At 57.6% G+C, this 20,176-nt stretch carries 15 protein-coding genes; 2 read left to right on the forward strand and 13 right to left on the reverse strand.

The window, feature by feature from the left end; translation table 11 throughout:
- Positions 1 to 62: 62 nt before the first annotated feature.
- The 3 genes from cgtA to rplU all read right to left on the reverse strand — a co-directional run bounded on the left by cgtA (position 63) and on the right by rplU (position 1,906).
- Positions 63 to 1,232 (reverse strand): Obg family GTPase CgtA, encoded by a 1,170-nt coding sequence (gene cgtA / locus AC22G1_RS17385; RefSeq protein WP_487314480.1) that lies wholly within the window; start codon positions 1,230 to 1,232, stop codon positions 63 to 65.
- Positions 1,233 to 1,321: 89 nt separating this feature from the next.
- On the reverse strand, positions 1,322 to 1,579 hold the full coding sequence (gene rpmA / locus AC22G1_RS17390) for a 50S ribosomal protein L27 (protein WP_050659142.1): 258 nt from the start codon (positions 1,577 to 1,579) through the stop codon (positions 1,322 to 1,324).
- 15 nt (positions 1,580 to 1,594) lie between these two features.
- Positions 1,595 to 1,906 (reverse strand): 50S ribosomal protein L21, encoded by a 312-nt coding sequence (rplU, locus tag AC22G1_RS17395; protein ID WP_487314481.1) that lies wholly within the window; start codon positions 1,904 to 1,906, stop codon positions 1,595 to 1,597.
- Between the two features lie 236 nt (positions 1,907 to 2,142).
- Here rplU and ispB point away from each other — a divergent pair, with 236 nt between their 5' ends.
- A complete protein-coding gene (gene ispB, locus AC22G1_RS17400) occupies positions 2,143 to 3,111 on the forward strand; it encodes an octaprenyl diphosphate synthase (RefSeq protein ID WP_487314482.1) in 969 nt (322 codons plus the stop codon).
- Positions 3,112 to 3,207: 96 nt separating this feature from the next.
- Here ispB and mdh read toward each other — a convergent pair whose 3' ends face one another.
- Together mdh and AC22G1_RS17410 are read right to left on the reverse strand one after the other, a co-directional pair.
- On the reverse strand, positions 3,208 to 4,149 hold the full coding sequence (mdh, locus tag AC22G1_RS17405; RefSeq protein ID WP_487314483.1) for a malate dehydrogenase: 942 nt from the start codon (positions 4,147 to 4,149) through the stop codon (positions 3,208 to 3,210).
- A gap of 122 nt (positions 4,150 to 4,271) precedes the next feature.
- Positions 4,272 to 5,090, reverse strand: a complete 819-nt coding sequence (locus AC22G1_RS17410; RefSeq protein WP_487314484.1) for a transporter substrate-binding domain-containing protein — start codon at positions 5,088 to 5,090, stop codon at positions 4,272 to 4,274.
- A gap of 69 nt (positions 5,091 to 5,159) precedes the next feature.
- On the opposite strand from AC22G1_RS17410, the gene argR reads away from it, so the two are divergent.
- Complete coding sequence (gene argR / locus AC22G1_RS17415) at positions 5,160 to 5,618, forward strand: transcriptional regulator ArgR (protein ID WP_050659181.1); 459 nt, start codon at positions 5,160 to 5,162, stop codon at positions 5,616 to 5,618.
- A gap of 44 nt (positions 5,619 to 5,662) precedes the next feature.
- On the opposite strand, the gene amtB is transcribed toward argR, so the two are convergent.
- The 8 genes from amtB to AC22G1_RS17455 form a co-directional block, all read right to left on the reverse strand.
- A complete protein-coding gene (gene amtB / locus AC22G1_RS17420; protein WP_487314485.1) occupies positions 5,663 to 6,916 on the reverse strand; it encodes an ammonium transporter AmtB in 1,254 nt (417 codons plus the stop codon).
- A gap of 39 nt (positions 6,917 to 6,955) precedes the next feature.
- Positions 6,956 to 7,294, reverse strand: a complete 339-nt coding sequence (locus AC22G1_RS17425) for a P-II family nitrogen regulator (RefSeq protein ID WP_050659136.1) — start codon at positions 7,292 to 7,294, stop codon at positions 6,956 to 6,958.
- 136 nt (positions 7,295 to 7,430) lie between these two features.
- Complete coding sequence (locus AC22G1_RS17430) at positions 7,431 to 7,784, reverse strand: YacL family protein (protein WP_487314486.1); 354 nt, start codon at positions 7,782 to 7,784, stop codon at positions 7,431 to 7,433.
- A 32-nt stretch (positions 7,785 to 7,816) separates the two neighbouring features.
- A complete protein-coding gene (locus AC22G1_RS17435; protein ID WP_050659134.1) occupies positions 7,817 to 8,119 on the reverse strand; it encodes a PepSY-associated transmembrane domain-containing protein in 303 nt (100 codons plus the stop codon).
- A 157-nt stretch (positions 8,120 to 8,276) separates the two neighbouring features.
- A complete protein-coding gene (acnB, locus tag AC22G1_RS17440) occupies positions 8,277 to 10,874 on the reverse strand; it encodes a bifunctional aconitate hydratase 2/2-methylisocitrate dehydratase (protein WP_487314487.1) in 2,598 nt (865 codons plus the stop codon).
- Positions 10,875 to 11,040: 166 nt separating this feature from the next.
- Complete coding sequence (locus tag AC22G1_RS17445) at positions 11,041 to 13,482, reverse strand: S9 family peptidase (RefSeq protein ID WP_487314488.1); 2,442 nt, start codon at positions 13,480 to 13,482, stop codon at positions 11,041 to 11,043.
- Between the two features lie 84 nt (positions 13,483 to 13,566).
- Positions 13,567 to 15,639: a M13 family metallopeptidase gene (locus tag AC22G1_RS17450; RefSeq protein WP_487314489.1), complete on the reverse strand. Its 2,073-nt coding sequence runs from the start codon at positions 15,637 to 15,639 to the stop codon at positions 13,567 to 13,569.
- An 87-nt stretch (positions 15,640 to 15,726) separates the two neighbouring features.
- Complete coding sequence (locus tag AC22G1_RS17455) at positions 15,727 to 20,070, reverse strand: EAL domain-containing protein (protein ID WP_487314490.1); 4,344 nt, start codon at positions 20,068 to 20,070, stop codon at positions 15,727 to 15,729.
- Positions 20,071 to 20,176: the final 106 nt, after the last annotated feature.

Below are 20,176 nucleotides of genomic sequence, written 5' to 3' on the forward strand. Positions count from 1 at the left end.
TGCGCTCTTAAACAAAAAAGCGAGCTTAACAAAAAGCCGTGCTATTGAGCACGGCTTCAAAGTTAACGTTCGTAGATGACTTCTACGTCGTAGTCGTCGTCATCCCAGTCGTCATCGTCCAGATCGTCGTCATCGTCATGCTGATGCTCGGCGATGGCCTTCTCGTGGTAGTCGTCCCACTTGAAGTCGACATTGACCTTGTCTTCCGGTTTTTCTTCTTCCGGCGGCAGGCTGTCGATAAAGGTCATCAGCTCACGGGCCAGCTGTTCGGTACCCTCACTGAGCACGGCGCAGATCTTGAAGTGCGGCCCGTGGTAATCCAGGGCGTCGATGATTTCTTCGATGCGCTCTTCCAGTTCGTCGGCTTCCAGCAAGTCGGTTTTGTTAAACACCAGCCAGCGGGTCTTGGCCGCTACCTTGGGTGAGTACTTGTCCAACTCGTCGATGATAACCAGGGCGTTTTCCACCGGGTCGGAACCGTCAAAGGGATTCACGTCGATAACGTGCAGCAAAATGCGGCAGCGTTCGAGGTGGCGCAGGAACTGAAAACCAAGGCCAGCACCGTCGGCAGCACCTTCGATAAGACCGGGGATGTCGGCAATGACAAAGCTCTTACCCGGATAAGGGCTGACCACACCCAGGTTCGGCACCAGGGTGGTAAAGGGGTAATCGGCGACCTTGGGCTTGGCTTTGGACACCGAGCGAATGAGGCTCGATTTACCGGCATTGGGTAGCCCCAGCAGGCCCACATCGGCCAGCAGCAGCAATTCCAGCATCAGGTTACGCACTTCGCCCTTGGTTCCCAAGGTACGTTGGCGTGGCGCCCGGTTGACCGAAGATTTAAAGCGGGTGTTACCCAGACCGTGGAAGCCGCCTTTGGCCACCATCAAACGCTGGCCATGTTTGGTGACTTCACCCACCACTTCGCCGGTGTCGTGATCACTGGCGCGGGTACCCACTGGCACCTTGAGGACCAAATCCTTGCCGCCTTTACCGGTACAGTTGGCCGCGCCACCGTTTTCGCCGCGTTCGGCTTTATGGAAGCGCTCGAAACGATAGTCGATCAAGGTATTGAGGTTGTCATCAGCCTCGATGTAAACGTCACCGCCGTCACCGCCATCGCCACCATCAGGGCCGCCGTTGGGAATAAATTTCTCACGACGAAAACCGACAACGCCATTGCCGCCGTCTCCCGCTTCAACGCGGATCACGGCTTCATCTACGAATTTCATTGCGACTTTTCTCCTGCAGAGGCTTAAGCATAGGACGGCTCCAATAAAAAACCCCGCGCTGGGCGGGGCTTTCAAGTACAGCGGTCAGCTTATTCAGTGATGATGCTGACGTACTTGCGGTTTTTAGGACCTTTCACTTCGAATTTCACTTTGCCTTCGGCAGTAGCGAACAGAGTGTGGTCTTTACCGATGCCCACGTTGGTGCCAGCGTGGAATTTGGTGCCGCGTTGACGAACGATGATGTTGCCTGCCAGAACAGACTCACCGCCGTAGCGCTTTACACCCAGGCGTTTGCTTTCGGAATCACGACCGTTACGGGTAGAACCGGCTGCTTTTTTGTGTGCCATGGTAAGGTCTCCTTATTAGGCGCTGATGCCAGTGATTTTAATTTCAGTGAACCACTGACGGTGGCCCATCTGCTTACGGTGGTGCTTACGACGACGGAACTTGACGATTTTGACTTTCTCGCCACGGCCGTGAGCAATCACTTCGGCAACCACTTTGCCACCGTCAACGTAGGGAGCACCTACTTTGACGTCGTCGCCGTTGGCGACCATCAGCACCTTGTCGAATTCGACAGTGGCGCCAGCTTCCAGATCCAGCTTCTCCAGACGAATAACTTCGCCTTCAGCTACACGGTGTTGCTTGCCACCGCTTTGGATAACCGCGTACATGGTTTTTCTCCGTTATTCTTCGCATCGGCCTGCAAGCGGATGCGTTATAAACCTGACAATAGGGCGCGTATTCTAAAGAAAAGCGTCTGATACAGCAACCCGATCATCCGTAAAAAAGTAGAAAAATTGCTCAACAGATTGAACCCGAACTGACTATGTCATGCGTCCGGGCTTTTAGTGTAAGATCACCGCATCTGACACACAATATAAGGGCCTGGCGGCCATCGTCTTTTTATATGGATCTCGCCCAAATTCGCCAACTCTGCGCCACTGACATGGACTCGGTCAACGAGACCATTCAACAACAGCTCAGTTCTGACGTGGCCCTCATCAACCAGCTCGGCTTTTACATCGTCAATGCCGGAGGCAAGCGCCTTCGCCCCATGCTGACCGTCCTGGCAGCCAGGGCCCTGGGCTACGATGGCGACAAGCACGTGCGCCTGGCCACGCTCGTTGAGTTCATTCACACCTCAACCCTCTTGCATGACGATGTGGTGGACGAGTCCACCCTGCGCCGTGGCCGGGAAACGGCCAACGCCCTTTTTGGCAACCAGGCTTCGGTGCTGGTCGGCGACTTCCTCTACACCCGCGCCTTCCAGCTGATGGTGGCGCTGGATTCGATGAAGGTGATGCAGGTACTGGCCGACGCCACCAACGTCATCGCCGAAGGGGAAGTGATGCAGCTGATGAACTGCAACGACCCCGAGACCACCGAAGCGCGCTATATGAAGGTGATCTACTCCAAGACCGCCAAGCTCTTCGAGGCAGCCACCGGCCTCTCGGCCGTGATAAGCGGCCAGCCAGAGCTCGAAGACGCCATGAGTGATTACGGCAAGTACCTGGGTACCGCCTTCCAGTTGATTGACGACCTGCTCGATTACGAAGCAGACGCCGACGAACTGGGTAAAAACCTGGGGGATGACCTTGCCGAGGGTAAGCCCACCCTGCCGCTGCTCCATGCCATGCACAACGGTAACGCCGAAGAGTCCGCCATGATCCGCCAAGCCATTGAACAAGGCGATGGCCGTGACAAACTGGAGCTGGTACAAGGCTGCATGCGCCGCCTAGGCTCCCTCGACTACACCTACCAGCGCGCCCTGGAAGAGTCGGACAAGGCCATCAGTGCCCTGGCCGCCATTCCCGACAGCCCCTACAAGGAAGCGCTGATCGGCCTAGCCAAGGTGGCGGTAGAACGCAAAAGCTAAATTGCTGCAAAAGAAAAAGGCCCTTCGGGGCCTTTTTTGTGATTTGACAGCATTAAAAAAGGGAGCCAATGGCTCCCTTTTTTGAATTCGTACGGCTTATTTACCGGTAACGAATTCTTCACCCAGGGTGATGTCACCCTTGAGGGTGGCCAGAGCGCTATCCAGAGCGCCTTGCTCGAAAGCAGACAGCTCACCGTAGCCCAGTACTTCTTCCACACCGTTTTTGCCCAGACGTACCGGCTGAGCAAAGAAACGGGCGTGTTCGGAGCCGCCTTCTACATAGGCGCACTCAACTACGTTGGCTTCGCCTTGCAGACCACGGATCAGAGACAGACCGAAACGGGCAGCCGCTTGGCCCATGGACAGGGTAGCGGAGCCGCCACCGGCCTTGGCTTCAACCACTTCGGTACCGGCGTTTTGAATACGCTTGGTCATGGCAGCGGTTTCGTCAGCAGACAGTTCCAGGCCTTCTACTTGAGACAGCAGCGGCAGGATGGTCACGCCGGAGTGGCCACCAATGACATTGATGTGCACGTCGGCAGGGTTTTTACCCAGTTTTTCACCGATAAAGGTCTCGGCGCGGATAACGTCCAAGGTAGTCACACCGAACAGGCGCTTGGCATCGTAAACGCCTTTGGCTTTGAGCACTTCGGCAGCGATGGCAACGGTGGTGTTAACCGGGTTGGTGATGATACCAACCAACGCTTTAGGGCAATTGTCGGCAATGGATTCTACCAGAGCGCGAACGATGCCGGCGTTAACGTTGAAAAGATCGGAGCGGTCCATGCCAGGCTTACGAGGTACGCCGGCGGGGATCAGAACGACATCGGCGCCAGTCAGGGCGTCGGCCAGTTTTTCCTGCCCAAAGCCTTCGACCTTAACGGCGGTCGGAATGTGGCTCAGATCAACGGCAACACCGGGAACAACCGGGGCTACGTCGTACAGTGCCAGTTCGGAACCGGCGGGCAGTTGGGTCTTGAGCAGCAAAGACAGGGCCTGACCGATACCACCGGCGGCGCCAAGTACGGCTACTTTCATCGCATTATCTCCCTTGTGTCTGACCTGTTCAGGTGTGGGCAGCACCTTAGCTCAACAAGGGTTAAAAAACAATTATGCCAAGCCAGCGGTTATGGTGCCGATGAGGTCTGGAGCGGTAAACGTCAGTGAACTTGCAGGTAATGGGAAAGAATGTGATCGAGGGATTTATCTTCGCGCAACTTGGCAAGGGCCTTGTTGATGGCATCGAGCAAGGCATCGCTGCGCTCGCCCCGCGAAAGCGCAATACCCATGCCCCTGCCGAAGTAGCGGAGGTCACGGATAGGGCTACCCATTAAACGTAAGTCTTTGTTTGCAGGGTCAGAAAGCCAGGCATTGGCAACAGCGGCATCAACAAAAATAGCCGAGATCCGCCCTGCCCTCAGCTCGGTCAGCGCGCCATTAAGATCGTCATAACTGGTCAGCTGCCACTGGCGTTGGTCAATCAGGTACTGCTGATGGCTGGAGCCATTTTGCACCCCGATATACCCCGACTTGGCGTAACGATCTGTTGCGTCTTTCAGGGTCACGTACACAGCGCTGTTGCGGTAGTAAGGGTCTGAAAAACGGATGCTGTTGTCGTAGCGGGAGGAGATATCCAGGGCGGCGATCACCGCGTCCAGTTCACCATCTTCCAGCTCGTCCAGGAGGCTGTCGAAGGGGTGCTCAATAATGATGCAGGGACGCTGTAGCAACTCACATACGGCATGAGCAACATCAATATCGATACCTACCAACTGGCCGGCATCGTCCCTGTATTCGAAGGGTGGATAGGTTGCCTCGGTACCGAATACCAGTGGTCTGCCAGCGCCGGAAACCTCATCGGCTGCGGCCAGGCCCCAGGTGCAGCAGTACAACAGGCCAAGCCAAACCGCCTTGCACATCACCTTAAACAACCGCTCCCTACCTAAATATTGCCACCAAGACTGACAGCGAACGCCCATGGATGCAAGCTGCCAAAGCAGGCGTCCCATGCTACCATGTCGTTTGTGCATGATTATGCAGACAAGACAATGACACAAAGCAACCAAGAAGCGCTGGTCAAATCCTTTAAACAACTTCTCAAGGAAGAACGTTGCGGCTCTCAAAGCGAGATAGTCTCTGCTTTGCAAGCCCAGGGATTCGACAACATCAGCCAATCCAAAGTATCCCGCATGTTGACCAAATTCGGCGCAGTGCGTACCCGCAATGCCCGCCAGGAAATGGTCTATTGCCTGCCCGCCGAATTGGGGGTCCCCACCGCCAGCAGCCAGCTGAAAAACCTGGTTGTCGACATCGACCACAACGAGTCGATGATCGTCATCCAAACCAGCCCCGGCTCGGCCCAGCTGATAGCCAGGTTGTTGGATTCATTTACCAAGGCCGACGGCATCATGGGCACCATAGCGGGTGATGACACCATCATGGTGATCCCCACCCGTATCAGCCACATTCGGGATACCCTGAAAATGATCAACGACCTGTTCAGGTAACCCTGACAGGTCGTAAGGAAAGGGCGCTCAGGCGCCCTTTTTGCTTATTTACTGATCTTGAACTCGGGGTAGGCTTCCATACCGCATTCGGCCATATCCACACCCTCGTATTCTTCCTCTTCGCTGACCCGCAGGCCAATGATTTTCTTGAGGACGAACCAGACGATAAAGGACGTGACGAATACCCACAGGAAGATGCTCACCGCACCGATCAGCTGCACCTTGAAGGTGGCTTCGGCGTTGCTCAGCGGCACCGCCAGCACACCCCAAATACCCACGGTACCGTGCACGGAGATTGCACCCACCGGGTCGTCGACGCGCAGCTTGTCCAGGCCGATAACAGAGAACACCACCAGCACACCGCCAATCACACCGATAATGGTGGCCAGCAGCGGGCTCGGGGCCAGAGGCTCGGCAGTAATGGCAACCAGGCCGGCCAGGGCGCCGTTGATGGCCATGGTCAGATCCGCTTTACCGAACAGCAGCTTGGCAGTGATAAGCGCGGCCAGAAGGCCACCGGCAGCCGCCATGTTGGTGTTCACGAATACCTTGGCCACGGCGTTGGCTTCTTCGATGTTGGAGACTTTCAGCTCCGAGCCACCGTTAAAGCCGAACCAGCCCAGCCATAGGATAAACATACCCAGGGTGGCCAGCGGCAGGTTGGAACCGGGAATGGCGTTGATCTCGCCGTTCTTGCCGTATTTGCCTTTGCGGGCACCCAGCAGCAGCACACCAGCCAGGGCCGCAGAAGCGCCGGTCAAGTGCACCACGCCGGAACCGGCGAAGTCGGCAAAGCCCATGGCATCGAGGAAGCCGCCGCCCCATTTCCAGAAACCTTCAATGGGGTAGATAAAGCCGGTCAGCACCACGGAAAAAGCCAGGAACACCCACAGCTTCATCCGTTCGGCCACGGCGCCGGACACCACCGACATGGCGGTAGCCACAAACACCACCTGGAAGAAGAAGTCGGCCATGTGGGAGTAAACCGGGGCATCGTCGCCGCCCTTGAGTACCAGCTCCGCACTGTGGTCGCCACCGATAAGGAAGCTGATACCAGGCCAGAAGCTGTTAACCGCTTCGCCCGGATACATGATGTTGTAACCGCAGATCATGTACATCACGCAGGCAACAGCAAACAGCACGGCGTTTTTGGTCAGGATCTCGGTGGTATTTTTGGCGCGCACCAGCCCCGCTTCGAGCATGGCGAAACCGGCTGCCATCCACATCACGAAAGCGCCCGATACCAACAGGTAAAAGGTGTCGAGCGCGTAGGCTATTTGTACTGATGGTTGATCCATTATCCTCTCCTAAAAATTATTCTCGTTTGGGGGACGAGCTTAGATGGCGTCTTCGTCACGCTCTTCTGTGCGGATACGAACCACGGTTTCCAGGTCTTGCACCCAGATCTTACCGTCGCCCACCTTGCCGGTTTGGGCCGCCTTGAGGATGGCATCAATCACCAGATCGACCTGACTGGCCGTCACTAGGATGTCCAACTGCACCTTAGGCAGGAAATCAATACGGTATTCGGCACCCCGGTACAGCTCGGTATGGCCGCGTTGGCGGCCGAAGCCGCGCACTTCGCTCACGGTGAGACCATGAACCCCGGCTTCAGTCAGGGCTTCACGGACGTCATCGAGTTTGAAGGGCTTGATAATGGCGGTGACCTTTTTCATCGCCTTTCCTCCTTGTTGACTTTGCTGGACTATTTCAAAGCCCGTGCCAACAGGAAAAGCGATTCAAGATCAATTAATTAGGAAAAAACGTACGGTGAGGGAGGAAATTAACGCACCAGCAGGGAACGCTAATGCACTAAAGTGGTGCAACAAAATCCAACCAAGCCTGTAACAACAGTAGGCCATCTTCGAGGCCACAATGGCTGCTGGCATCGGCGTCATCCAGGGTCAGGTCGGGGTCTAGGTCCACTTCGTTGTGGTCCAGGCGGTGATGCAGCACGCTCAGCTCGCCCTGCTCGACAACCAACGCCCACTCATGCCCTTCAAAACGCAGATCCCGGCCTTGCTGAAGGCGGGCGATAAGAGCGCTGATCTTGCTTTTGTCGGTACCCAGCTCGTCTTCAATAAAGCGGCCCATGGCCTCGAAGCCGTATTCCATTTGAATTTGATGGCGGCCATCAAAAGGGTTGAGTCTGAACTGGTATTCCATGGCGGCTCCCCGAATAAAGGAGGCACATTGTATTAGGCGCTCTGGCAGGCGCCAAGAATAATGCCGCTGGCGGCGTCCATCAGTACTTGATGGGTCTGCTCGGCATGGTCGCGAATATGCAGCCGATAATGGTAGTCATCTTCTACCTGCAGCAATTCTGCCGCTTTGATGCGGGCACCGGGAAAGGCGGCCAGCAGGTTGTCGTGCAATTCATCGAAGGGTTTGATGGTGCCGCTCGCCATAACGTCGAGTACATCTTCCGGTTGCATCTCGCGGGCAAAGAGGCTGGCCGAGGCCAAAATAAAGAGGGCGGGTAAGCTTTTGTACAGCTTCATTCAATCTCCTTTTTCTTACTAACGCTGCGCATTTTATCGTATTTCCCTATAAAAGTCCCGCCCGGCTCCTGAAACGGCCCGTTTCCGTTAAGCAAACAGTGGCGCCTGGCCATAAAAAAAGCCCCGCTTGAGCGGGGCTTTTTATCATCATCGGCGCTTAGACAGCGGCTTGGATGATCACTTCGTCAGCCTTCTTGGTGTACTGCGGCAGCTGGTCGAAGTTCAGGTAGCGGTAAGTGTCAGCCGCGGTGGCGTCCAGCTCACGGGCATACTGCAGGTACTCGGCCGGCGTCGGCAGTTTACCCAGGATGGCGGCAACAGCAGCCAGCTCGGCAGAGGCCAGGAACACGTTGGCCCCTTTACCCAGACGGTTCGGGAAGTTCCGGGTAGAGGTGGACACCACAGTGGTGTTGTCGCCTACCCGGGCCTGGTTACCCATACACAGGGAGCAACCGGGGATCTCGATGCGGGCACCGGAGCGGCCGAAGATACTGTAGTAGCCTTCTTCGGTCAGCTGGTCGCGGTCCATTTTAGTGGGCGGCGCGATCCACAGGCGAGTTTCCAGCTGGCCGCTGAAGTTGTTCAGCAGTTTACCGGCGGCGCGGAAGTGGCCGATGTTGGTCATACAGGAACCGATGAACACCTCGTCGATGCTCTCACCGGCAACGGTAGACAACAGACGGGCATCGTCCGGGTCGTTCGGCGCGCAGAGGATAGGCTCTTTGATGTCGGCCAGATCGATTTCGATGATCTCGGCGTATTCGGCGTCGGCATCGGCTTCCATCAGCTCAGGGTTGGCGATCCACTCTTCCATGGCGGTGATGCGGCGCTCGATGGTGCGGCGGTCGCCGTAACCTTCGCTGATCATCCACTTGAGCATGATGATGTTGGAGTTCAGGTACTCGATGATCGGCTCTTTATCCAGCTTGATGGTACAGCCAGCAGCGGAACGCTCGGCGGTGGCATCAGCCAGTTCGAAGGCTTGTTCAACCTTCAGAGTCGGCAGACCTTCGATCTCCAGAACGCGGCCGGAGAAGGCGTTTTTCTTGCCTTGCTTCTCAACGGTCAGCAGGCCTTTCTGGATGGCGGCGTAAGGGATGGCATGGACCAGGTCACGCAGGGTGATGCCGGGCTGCATTTCGCCTTTGAAGCGCACCAGCACAGACTCGGGCATATCCAGGGGCATAACGCCGGTAGCCGCGGCAAAGGCCACCAGGCCAGAGCCGGCCGGGAAGGAAATGCCGATGGGGAAACGGGTGTGGGAGTCACCGCCGGTGCCGACGGTGTCGGGCAGCAGCATGCGGTTCAGCCAGGAGTGGATAACACCGTCACCGGGGCGCAGGGACACGCCGCCACGGTTCATGATGAAGTCGGGCAGAGTGTGGTGAGTCTCAACGTCAACCGGCTTGGGATAAGCAGCGGTGTGGCAGAAGGACTGCATGGTGAGATCGGCACTAAAGCCCAGGCAAGCCAGGTCTTTGAGTTCATCACGGGTCATGGGACCAGTGGTGTCCTGGGAGCCAACGGTGGTCATCTTCGGCTCGCAGTACTGACCAGGGCGCACGCCCTTAACGCCACAGGCTTTACCGACCATTTTCTGAGCCAGGGTGTAACCCTTGTTGGACTCTTGCACGGCGGCAGCGCGGCGGAATTCGCTGGAGTGACCCAGACCCAGGGCTTCGCGGGCCTTGTCGGTCAGGCCACGGCCGATGATCAGCGGAATGCGGCCACCGGCGCGCACTTCGTCCAGCAGCACGTCGGTCTTCAGTTCGAACTGGGCCAGCACTTCGCCGCTGTCGTGGCGAACGATTTTGCCTTCATAGGGCAGGATGTCGATGACATCGCCCATCTCCAGTTTGGAGACGTCCACTTCGATGGGCAGAGCGCCGGCATCTTCCATGGTGTTGAAGAAAATCGGGGCAATTTTGCCGCCCAGGCAGACACCACCAGCGCGCTTGTTGGGCACGTTGGGGATGTCGTCGCCCATGAACCACAGCACGGAGTTGGTGGCAGACTTACGGGAAGAACCGGTACCCACAACGTCGCCCACGTAGGCCAGAGGGAAGCCTTTTTCTTTGAGCTTGTCGATGGTGGTGATGGGGCCGATTTCGCCGTCTTTATCCGGGTCGATGCCGGGGCGCGCCATTTTCAGCATGGCCAGGGCGTGCAGCGGGATATCAGGGCGTGACCAGGCGTCCTGGGCAGGAGACAGGTCGTCGGTGTTGGTTTCGCCAGGTACCTTGAATACGGTAACGGTGATCTTCTCGGCAACACCGTTGCGGGCTTTGAACCACTCGGCTTCAGCCCAGGACTCAACCACTTTTTTGGCAACGGCGTTGCCGGCTTTCATTTTCTCAACCACATCGTGGAAGGCGTCGAACATCAGCAGGGTGTGGGACAGGGCCTCACCGGCGATGGCAGCCAGGGCGCTGTCATCCAACAGGGCGATCAGCGGCTCGATGTTGTAGCCGCCCTGCATGGTGCCCAGCAGTTGGGTGGCTTTTTCTTTGGAGACAATAGGAGACTGAGCCTGGCCCTGAGCCACGGCAGCCAGGAAACCGGCTTTAACATAGGCGGCTTCGTCAACGCCCGGGGGAATGCGGTTTTCCAGCAGGTCCAGCAGGAAGGCTTCTTCGCCAGCCGGGGGATTTTTCAGGAGATCAACCAGTTGCGCGGTTTGCTCGGCGGAAAGGGGCTTGGGTACAACGCCTTGGGCGGCGCGTTCTTCAACATGCTTACGATAGGCTTCTAGCACGACTCGATCCTCTTGTGTAGCAGGCCAGACGAGGCCTACCGGTTTGTCTTTCGGGCCAGGCCCGTGGAGGTGCGGCGATTATAGCGATTTTGTGACCAGAATTGAATTTGCGAAAAATAAAAAACGCTGCCATTTGGCAGCGTTTTTCCACAACAAACTGTTGTGATCACTTCAAGTTCTGCTGCATCAGATTGTAGATGCGCTGGTACTCGTCCAGCCAGCTGGAGGGCTGACGGAAGCCGTGGTGCTCCACCGGATAGGGCGCCACGCTGAAATGATTGGTCTTATGCAGCTCAATCAGATGCTGAACCATGCGTACCGAATCCTGGAAGAACACGTTGTCATCAAGGATGCCGGACATGATCAGCAGTTGGCTCTGAAGGTTTTGGGCAAAATAGATGGGCGAGCTGCGGTGATAGGCAATGGGGTCATTGCCGGGCAGGTTGAGGATATTGGAGGTGTAGGGCGCATTGTAGTTGGCCCAATCCGCCACCGGGCGCAGCGCCGCACCGGCCTTGAACAAATCAGGCGCGGTATAGAGGCTCATGAAGGTCAAGAAGCCGCCATAAGAGCCGCCGTAGGTGCCTACCCGGCTCTTGTCCACGCCGTACTTGCTGGCCATGTAGTTGACGCCGTCCTTGAGATCCTGCACCTCGGGGGTACCCATCTGGCGATAGATGGCGGTACGCCAGTCGCGACCGTAGCCCTCGGAGGCGCGGTAATCCATGTCCATCACCACATAGCCCTGGCTGGCCAGCATGCTGTTGAACATAAACTCGCGGAAGTAATCGCTCCAGCCCATGTCCACTTCTTGCAGGTAGCCGGCACCGTGGTTAAACACTACCGCCGGGTAATGCTTGGCCGGGTCGAAGTTCTTGGGCAGGTAAATCTTGGCGTAGATAGGCTGCTGAGTGTGGCTGGAAGGAATGGCCACAATCTTGGGCGCAATCCAGGGGCTGTCCTCAAAGGCCTTGCTGACGGTGTGGGTCAGCTGCTTGGGAGTACCGCCGCTGGTATTGAGGCTGTATAGCTCCGGCGGGCTCAGCACCTTGGAGTGGGTCAGCACCAGCTCTTTGTTGTCCGGGCTCAGCACGAAGTCGGTCATGCCGTTAAGATCGGTCAGCGCGGTCTGGGTGTCGCTGGCCAAATCCAGTTTATACACCTCGTAGATGCCGGGATGCTTGACGTTAGCCTTGAAGTAGATGCTTTGCTCATCGTCACTCAGCACCGGGTCGTTCACTTCCCAGGCGCCGTGGGTCAGCTGCTTGGCCTTACCGCCCCAGGGTTTGAGGTAGAGGTGGCTGTAGCCGGACTCTTCAGACTGATACCAGAGGCTGTCGTTTTTCAGCCAGCCAAAATCGTTGAACTGGTAGTTGACCCAGGCATCGTCGTGCAGGTGGTGCTGGGTGGTAAGGCCGCCGGTTTTCAGGTCGGCAGTGACCAGCCAGCGGTCTTTGTTGTCTTCGGCTTCCAGCATCAGCGCCAGCTTGCCGTCGTCGCTCCACTGGATGGGCAGTTGGTGGCCGCTCCAGTCTTCAATCAGGTGTACGGCGCGGGGGCCCTTGAAGGGCTCGACCTGGTAACCGGCCTTGCGGTTTTCTTCACGCACCTTGGCCAGGGGATCTTTGTCGATGCCGGGCAGATCGCTCAGAGCCAGGTCTTTTTTGGCGCGGGTTTTGAGGTCGATAACGGTGAATACCTGCGGGTTCGGCTTCCACTCGGCCACCCGCTGGCGCACCTGGCGCACTTCGATTTCGCCGCTGCGGCCCAGGTAGTTGGGCATGATGTCTTTGTCGGCGCGCTCCGGGGTGTCGTTCTCGGTCACCACCACCAGTTTGCTGCCGTCCTTGGACAGGCTCAGCTCCACCAGGCGGCGGCCTTCACCCAGGTAAAAGGGCTCTGGGTTGGCGGTGGGGTCGGCGGCTTGCAGCTTGTCATCTTCCGCCAGCTGCGCTTTGGGATCCTGGTAGTACTTCTTGTCTACCCATTGCAGCAGTTTCTTCTGCTCGGTCTCCAGGTAGCCTTTGGCTTCCTTGAGTTTTTCCGGTTGTTTTTTCAGCTCGACGCTGGCCAGCATCCGCACCAGGCCGGAGGCCGGGTCGACGGTGTAGATGGCATTGCCGCGCTGAAAAGCGATGCGCCCATCACTCAAGAACTGGGGATCGCTGTCGCTGTCACTGGTGCCGGTCAGCTGGCGTACCTGGCCCTGCTGCTGCAGGTAAAGGTTGCCCTGGTAGCTGTAGGCATGGCGGCCGTTTTGCCAGACGCCACCATCGACGTGCTGGTAGCGGTCCTGGTCGGCAACCTTTGCCACCTTGCCGGCTTTGACCGTCATCAGGTCATAAAGCTCGCTGTTTTCACGCTGTTGCCAGAAATACACCTGGCCATCGGCGCCGATAAAGGGCTGCTGAGGGCTGCGGGCGATCCACTGGGGGTCGCTCATGATCTGTTCCAGGGTCGGGTGGCCGCTGGCATCACGCATGGTGGCCGGCGTCTGTACCTGGTAATCGGGCTTGGCCGCCGCGGCGGGGGTCTGGGTGCTGCTTTGGGTCGTGGCGCAGGCGCTCAGCACCACGGATAGCGCCAGGGGGATCAGGGCTTTTTTCATTTTTTACTCCCGGGAATGACAAGCAAACAGCCTCCCGAGGGAGGCTGTTTAACTTCAGCTGAAGGTACTTTGTACCACTTCTGCTTACCAGATCTTCACACGTTTATCGGGTGCGATGTACATCTTGTCGCCTTCTTTGACGTCAAACGCCTGGTAGAAGGCCGGCAGGTTAGCCACGATACCGTTGGCGCGGTACTGGCTCGGGCTGTGAGGGTCGGTGTTCAGACGCTTGCGCAGCTCCGCTTCGCGGTAGTTGCGGCGCCATACCTGGGCCCAACCGATAAAGAAGCGTTGGTCGCCGGTGAAGCCGTCCATGACAGGAGCTTCTTTGCCGTCCAGGCTCATGTGGTAAGCCTTGTAGGCCATGGTCAGGCCGCCCAGGTCACCGATGTTTTCACCCAGGGTGAAGCTGCCGTTAACGTGGGCATCGGGGTACGGGTAGTAGCTGGAGTACTGCGCCGCCAGCTGGCCGGTACGCTCTTTGAACTGCTTGAGATCTTCGGCAGTCCACCAGTTGCGCAGGTTGCCGTCGCCATCGAAGTTGGCACCGGAGTCGTCGAAGCCGTGGCCGATTTCATGGCCGATAACGGCACCGATACCACCGTAGTTAACGGCGTCGTCGGCGTTCATGTCGAAGAACGGCGGTTGCAGGATGGCGGCCGGGAACACGATTTCGTTGGCAACCGGGTTGTAGTAGGCGTTAACGGTTTGCGGGGTCATGCCCCACTCGCTGCGGTCAACCGGCTTGCTGAGCTTATCCAGCATGTCTTTGTATTCAAAGGCAGCATAACGGCGGTAGTTGCCGATCAGCTCGTCAGCCTTAATTTCCAGACCGTTGTAGGACTTCCACTTGTCGGGGTAGCCGATTTTGGGCGTGAACTTGGACAGTTTGACCAGGGCGGCCTTTTTGGTGTCTTCGCTCATCCAGTCCAGGTGCTTGATGGAGTCGCCATAGGCGGCCAGGATGTTGTTGACCAGCTTCTCCATGCGCACTTTGGCTTCGGGCTTGAAGTTGCGAGCCACGTATTCCTTGCCCACCATCATACCCAGCACGTTGTCGGTGGCGTCTACCGCTTGCTTCCAGCGGGGGGACTGCTCTTCGGTTCCGGACAGCAGTTTGCCGTGGAAATCGAAGTGGCGGTCGGCAATTTTCTTGGGCAGCAGGTTGCCGTAGTTGTCGACCAGGTGGAAGGCCATGTAGGACTTCCAGGTATCAACCGGTACCTTGCCAAACAGCTTGCCGAAATCTTCAAAGTAGGAAGGCTGGCCAACGATGAGGTCGTGGGCGGCATCTAGGCCGGAGGCCTCGGCATACTGGTCGAAGTAGAAGGTTTTCAAGGTCTTGGCCAGGGTAGCGGCCGCTTCCTTGTTGTAGGTGGCGTTCGGATCGCGGTTTTTCACCTTGTCCCACTGGGCCTTGGCCAGTTGGGTTTCCAGGGCCAGTACCGCCTTGGCACGCTTCTCGGTGTTGTCAAAACCGGCGTTGGCCAGTTGATCAGACACGTACTGCACGTAGGCGTCACGGATCTTCTGGTACTTGTCGGATTTATCCAGGTAGTAGTCGCGGTTGGGCAAGCCCAGGCCGGATTGGTCGACGTACGCGGCGTTTTTCAACGAATCCTTGGCGTCGGCATAGACATAAAAGCCAAATGGCAAGGTCACACCTTGCAGGGCAAGAGTACCCATTTCCTTGGACACGCCGGCGTGGCTGTCGAGATCGCGAATGGTGTTGAGGTCGCCCTGGATGGGGCTAAGGCCCAGCTGCTCAATCAGATCGGTATTCATGTAGGACTTGTAGAAGTCGCCGATCTTCTGGTCGTTGGAGTCTTTGGCCGCGTTGGTTTTGGCCGACGCTTCCTCGATGATGGTTTTCAGCGCCTGCTGGCTGTCGTCGTACAGCTTGGAGAAGGCGCCGTAGTTGGACTTGTCGGCAGGGATGGGGGTGTTTTTCAGCCAGGTGCCGTCGACGTAGTGGTAGAAGTCATCCTTAGGGGAAACACTTTTGTCGAAGTTGGCCAGCTCAATACCGGAGCTCAGGGCTTTTTGTTCTTTTACGGCAGGTGCCGGGGTAGCTGCAGTGTCGGTGGTCTGCTGGGCACAGGCAACCAGGCCCATGCCGAGGGCCACGGCCAGGGCCAGATGGCTCAGTTTGGTCATGTTCTAGTCCTTGTTTATTTTATTGACAACGGGCCATGTTACAAAGTGAAGACAGGTCCGCAAAGCCTCTCTTCTTTAGCAAATGTTTCAGCCCGCTTGCCGCTTGTTCCAGTCCAATAGCCAACGCTTCAGGTCAGACAGCTCCATGGGCTTGGCGTAGTAATAACCCTGTACCCGATAACAGCCCAGGGCCAGGCACAGATCCAACTGCTCTTCGGTTTCCACCCCCTCGGCCACCACTTTAAGGCCAAGGTTGCGGGCCAAATCCACCACCGAGCGGACAATGGCGGCGTCGGCTTCGCTTTCGGTAAGGTCGCGCACAAAGGACTTGTCCACTTTGAGCTCGTTCACCGCAAACTGCTTGAGATAAGCCAGGGAAGAATAGCCAGTACCGAAGTCGTCCACCGCCACCGACACCCCCAGCGCCCGCAAGGCCGACAGGTGCTCCTTGGCGGTGCCCACTTCGCGCATCAGGGTAGACTCGGTGATCTCAAGGCACAGAAGATGCGGAGCCAGGCCAGTTTCGGCCAGCATCAGCCGCACCTGGCTGACAAAATCGGGCTGGCGAAAATGCGCCGCCGAGATATTGGTATTGAGGGTCAGCGGTTTTTTCAGGCTGGCGTTGAGCTGGCTTATCCCCTGTAAGGATTTTCTCAGCACCTGCTCGTCCAGCGCGGCAATCAAGCCGCAGCTTTCAGCCACCTTGATGAAGGTGTCGGGGTTGACCAGCCCTTCCCGGGGGTGGTGCCAGCGCACCAGGGCTTCCACCGCCACCACCAGCTCTCCTTCCAGCACGTCCACCTGGGGCTGGTAAACCACAAAGAACTCGTCCCGCTCCAGGGCCAGGCGCAAATCGGACTCAAGCTGGATAAGCCGCATCGCCTCGATGTTACGGGCGTGGCTGTAGAACTGCATGTTGTTCCGGCCTTCGTCCTTGGCGTGGTACATGGCCATGTCGGCGTTACGCAGCAGCGCTTCGGGCTGGTTACCGTCATCGGGGAACAGGCTGACCCCAATACTGGTGGATAGGAAGAACTGGCGACCATAGATATTAAACGGCATGGCCAGGGCTTCGAGCAGCGATTCGCACAGCGGCACTATCTGCTCTGGGCCGCGGATGTCCTGGATGATCACCACGAACTCATCACCGCCCAGGCGCGCCACCGTGTCCTTCTCGCCTACCACTTCTTGCAGGCGGCTGGCCGCTTCGATAAGCAGGCCATCCCCTACCCTGTGGCCGTAGGTGTCGTTGACCATTTTGAAGCGGTCAAGATCCATAAACAGCAGCGCCAGGCTGGACTCATTGCCCTGGGCCTTTTCCAAGGCCTGGGTCAGGCGCTTCATAAAGAGGCCCCGGTTGGGAAGGCCGGTCAGCACGTCATAATTGGCCAGGCGCCGCAGCTCGAACTCGGCGGCCTTGCGCTCGGTCATGTCCGAGAACACCAACACGAAGTGGCTACGCGCCGAGGCGCTGTCATCCATGTGGGAGATGTTCAGCCACAGGGCGCAGAGGCTGCCGTCACGGCGGCGCAGGCTGCACTCGCCGGTCCAGGCGCCTTTTGCCAGCACCGCCTGCCACAGGTCAGTGTCTAAAAACTCCTCGGACAGCAGCACCCCCAGATCCTTGTCTTGCAGCTGTGCTCGGTCAAAGCCGGAGATGCGCTCCACCGCCGGGTTCACCGACAGAATGGCCTTGTCGCTGCTGAGAATAAGCACCCCTTCGGCGGTGTTCTCAAAAGCCTTGGCGTAGAGGTTTATCTCCCCTTCCAGTTGCTTGCGCTCGGTAATGTCCTGGTAGATACCGGACACCCTTAGCGCCCTGCCGCGACTGTCGATGTCCACCACCCGGCCAACGGCGTGGATCCAGCGCCAGTGCTCGCTCAGCTTCAGCCGGTGCTCCACGTCGTAACGCAGGGTTTTGCCCTCAAGGTGTTCTTGCCAGAGTTTGGTCACCCGTTCCCTGTCGTCGGTGTGGATGGGCATGTTGTCGAAGGGCACCACCAGCACGCCGGTTTCCGTTTCCGGCCGGGAGACCGAGAAAGCGTCCGCCGCTGCATCCCAGGTCCAGGTATTGACGTTGGCCCCCAGCATCGCCAGGCGCAGCTGATGTTCGGACTCAGCCACCAGGTTGTAGGCTTTTTGCAGGTGCAAGCGCTGGCGCCGACGTTGCTGGCCAAAGGCCAGGGCCAGCAGCATAACCAGCGCCGCCAACAGGGCAAAAAAGCCGTAGCTGCGATACCAGGGCGTGGCCACTTCCAGGGTCAGCACTTCCGGGTCGTCACGCCAGCGCCCTTGCTCGGCATGCCAGATGCTGAGCTGATGCAGGCCAAATTCGAGGTTGCCAAGCACGATGGGTGACTCGGAGGTGAGGTCGATGGCCCGGCTTTGCCCGGAGATTTGGTAGCGAAAACGCGGTAGCCGTTTAGAGGCATAGTTTTGCGAGCCCAGCTGAATGCTGAGCAAGCTTAAATCCGCCGGTAATTGCAGGGTCTTGGCGGTATTCCACAGCAAGGTGGAATTGCCACCTACTGTGCTGGCTTCCATGTACACCACACCGCTGCGCTCATCATTTTGCCGGTGCTTGAGGCTGTCCTTGGCAAAAGCGGCCACCCCAGAGGCGGTGCCTATCCATAAGGTGCCGTCTTCACTGATAAAACCGGCGCCTTCATTGAGCTCATCGTCAGGCAGACCGTCCTCTTCAAAAAAGGCATCCACCTGCTGTGGCTGGGTGTCGAGCTTAATCCTGGCCACCATATCCTGCAGCCCCACATAGAGGCGGTTTTTGTAGTGCAGCAAGAAGTACACCGCTTGGTTCGGCAACTCCCAAAGAGTGTTCATTTGGGTCCATTTAGGGGTGGCCTGCTGCCAGTCGTAACGCCAGATACCTTCCTTGCCGAACCCCACCAGCAAGGCGCCGTCATCCATGGCGTCAAGGGCGTTGACCCGCCGCCCGGGCAGGTCGTCCACCGGCTGCCATTGGCCATCTTTTTCATATAACAAGCCAGCGGCACCACCGGCCCAAGTCCGGGGACCTTGGTGCACGAAGACCTTTACCGAATCCAGGGGTTTGCCTTCAGCGTTGCGGTTCCAGCCCTGTACCTTGCCGTCTTGAACACTGAGCAGGCTGTCGGCGCCGCCGATCAGCAAACGGTTATCGGTAGCATCCATCCCCAGGCAGGTTCTGCCGTCCCAAGGCGTGCCTTGCAACGGTGAAGTGAACTGCTCGGTAGCCGGCTCAAACAAAAAAGTGCCGCCGAGGCCGCACACGGCTATCTGGCCTTGGTAGGAAGTGACATCGTAAAAGCCGTCGTTTACCCCCAGGCTTTGGGGGCGAAACGCCTGATGCAGCTGCCCATCAATACGTTCAAGGCCAGCATCGGTGGCCAGCCAAATGATGCCACCTGCTTGTCGATAGATACTCCAGACGATGTCAGAAGCCAGTGCAGGCTGTGTATAGCGGCTATAAAGCGCTAACGGCTTGGTGGCCTTGGGAATAAGCGCAATTATCCCTTCACCTAAAGCGCCAGCCCACACCAAGCCGTTGCGGTCGATAAGAATTTGGTCCAGCCCTTCAACGGCGGTCTGGTTACGAATGAGCTCACCAAAATCCTCCAGCTGTTCACCCTTACCTGACCAATGCTGAATGCCATAACGGCCAGTGAGGTAGTAACCGCCCTGGCCATCTTCAATCATTTTGCGCACAAAGCGCCCGCTAAGCCTTGGCTGCAACTGCCAGCCGTTATCCCCCAAGGCGGCGGTAAACAGGCCTTTATCCGAGCTCAGCCACAATTGTCCTTGGCGATCCACATAAAGCGCTTTGGGGGTGCCGTAGCTGCTTTTTGCCAGTGAAATGGCGTTGGTTGCCCCGCTTTGCGGGTCAAAGGCCACCAGTTGGCGCACTGATAGCAGGTAAATAAAGCGGCTATCGCTGGCCAAAGAGCGCCAGCGATCATGGAGAGTAAAGCGGGATTCAAGGGCAACATGGCCTTGCTGCAAATAGGCCAGTTTCTCAGAGCCCAGTTGCATCCAAAGGCGCCCTTGGCTGCGGGTGAAGGCATTAATGCCACCGGGATTAAGAAGCGGCTCGTCCTTGATGCGGGCAAGGGTAGTCAGGCCCTCTGTGTCGGACCAATGCACCAGGGCATTGCTGGTGCCGATATAGAAGCCATTTTCATCCGCTATCAGGCCATTGACCACCTGATCGACCCCATCGGGCATGGGGATCAGCAGGGCCTTGGTTTGGGTAAGCCGGAACAGGCCGTCCGAGGTGCCAGCCCACATGTCGCCCTGGGCATCTTCCAGCAACCCGTTAACCCAGGCGTTGGGTAACCCTTCCTGAGCCGTCCATTGGCGGATCAATACATCGTTGGTCGCGGCGGCAGCAAAACCATAGCTGCATGCCAACAGCAATCCGAACAGCCATCGCCACATATCAAGGCCTGTTGAGGGCAAAAACACGCCGCAAGTTTAACACTTATTGTTAATGTACAGCAGTGAGCAGTTAACACCACGGCGCCGCCAAGCTCACAAAAAAACA

Source organism: Gallaecimonas zhanjiangensis, assembly GCF_057624825.1.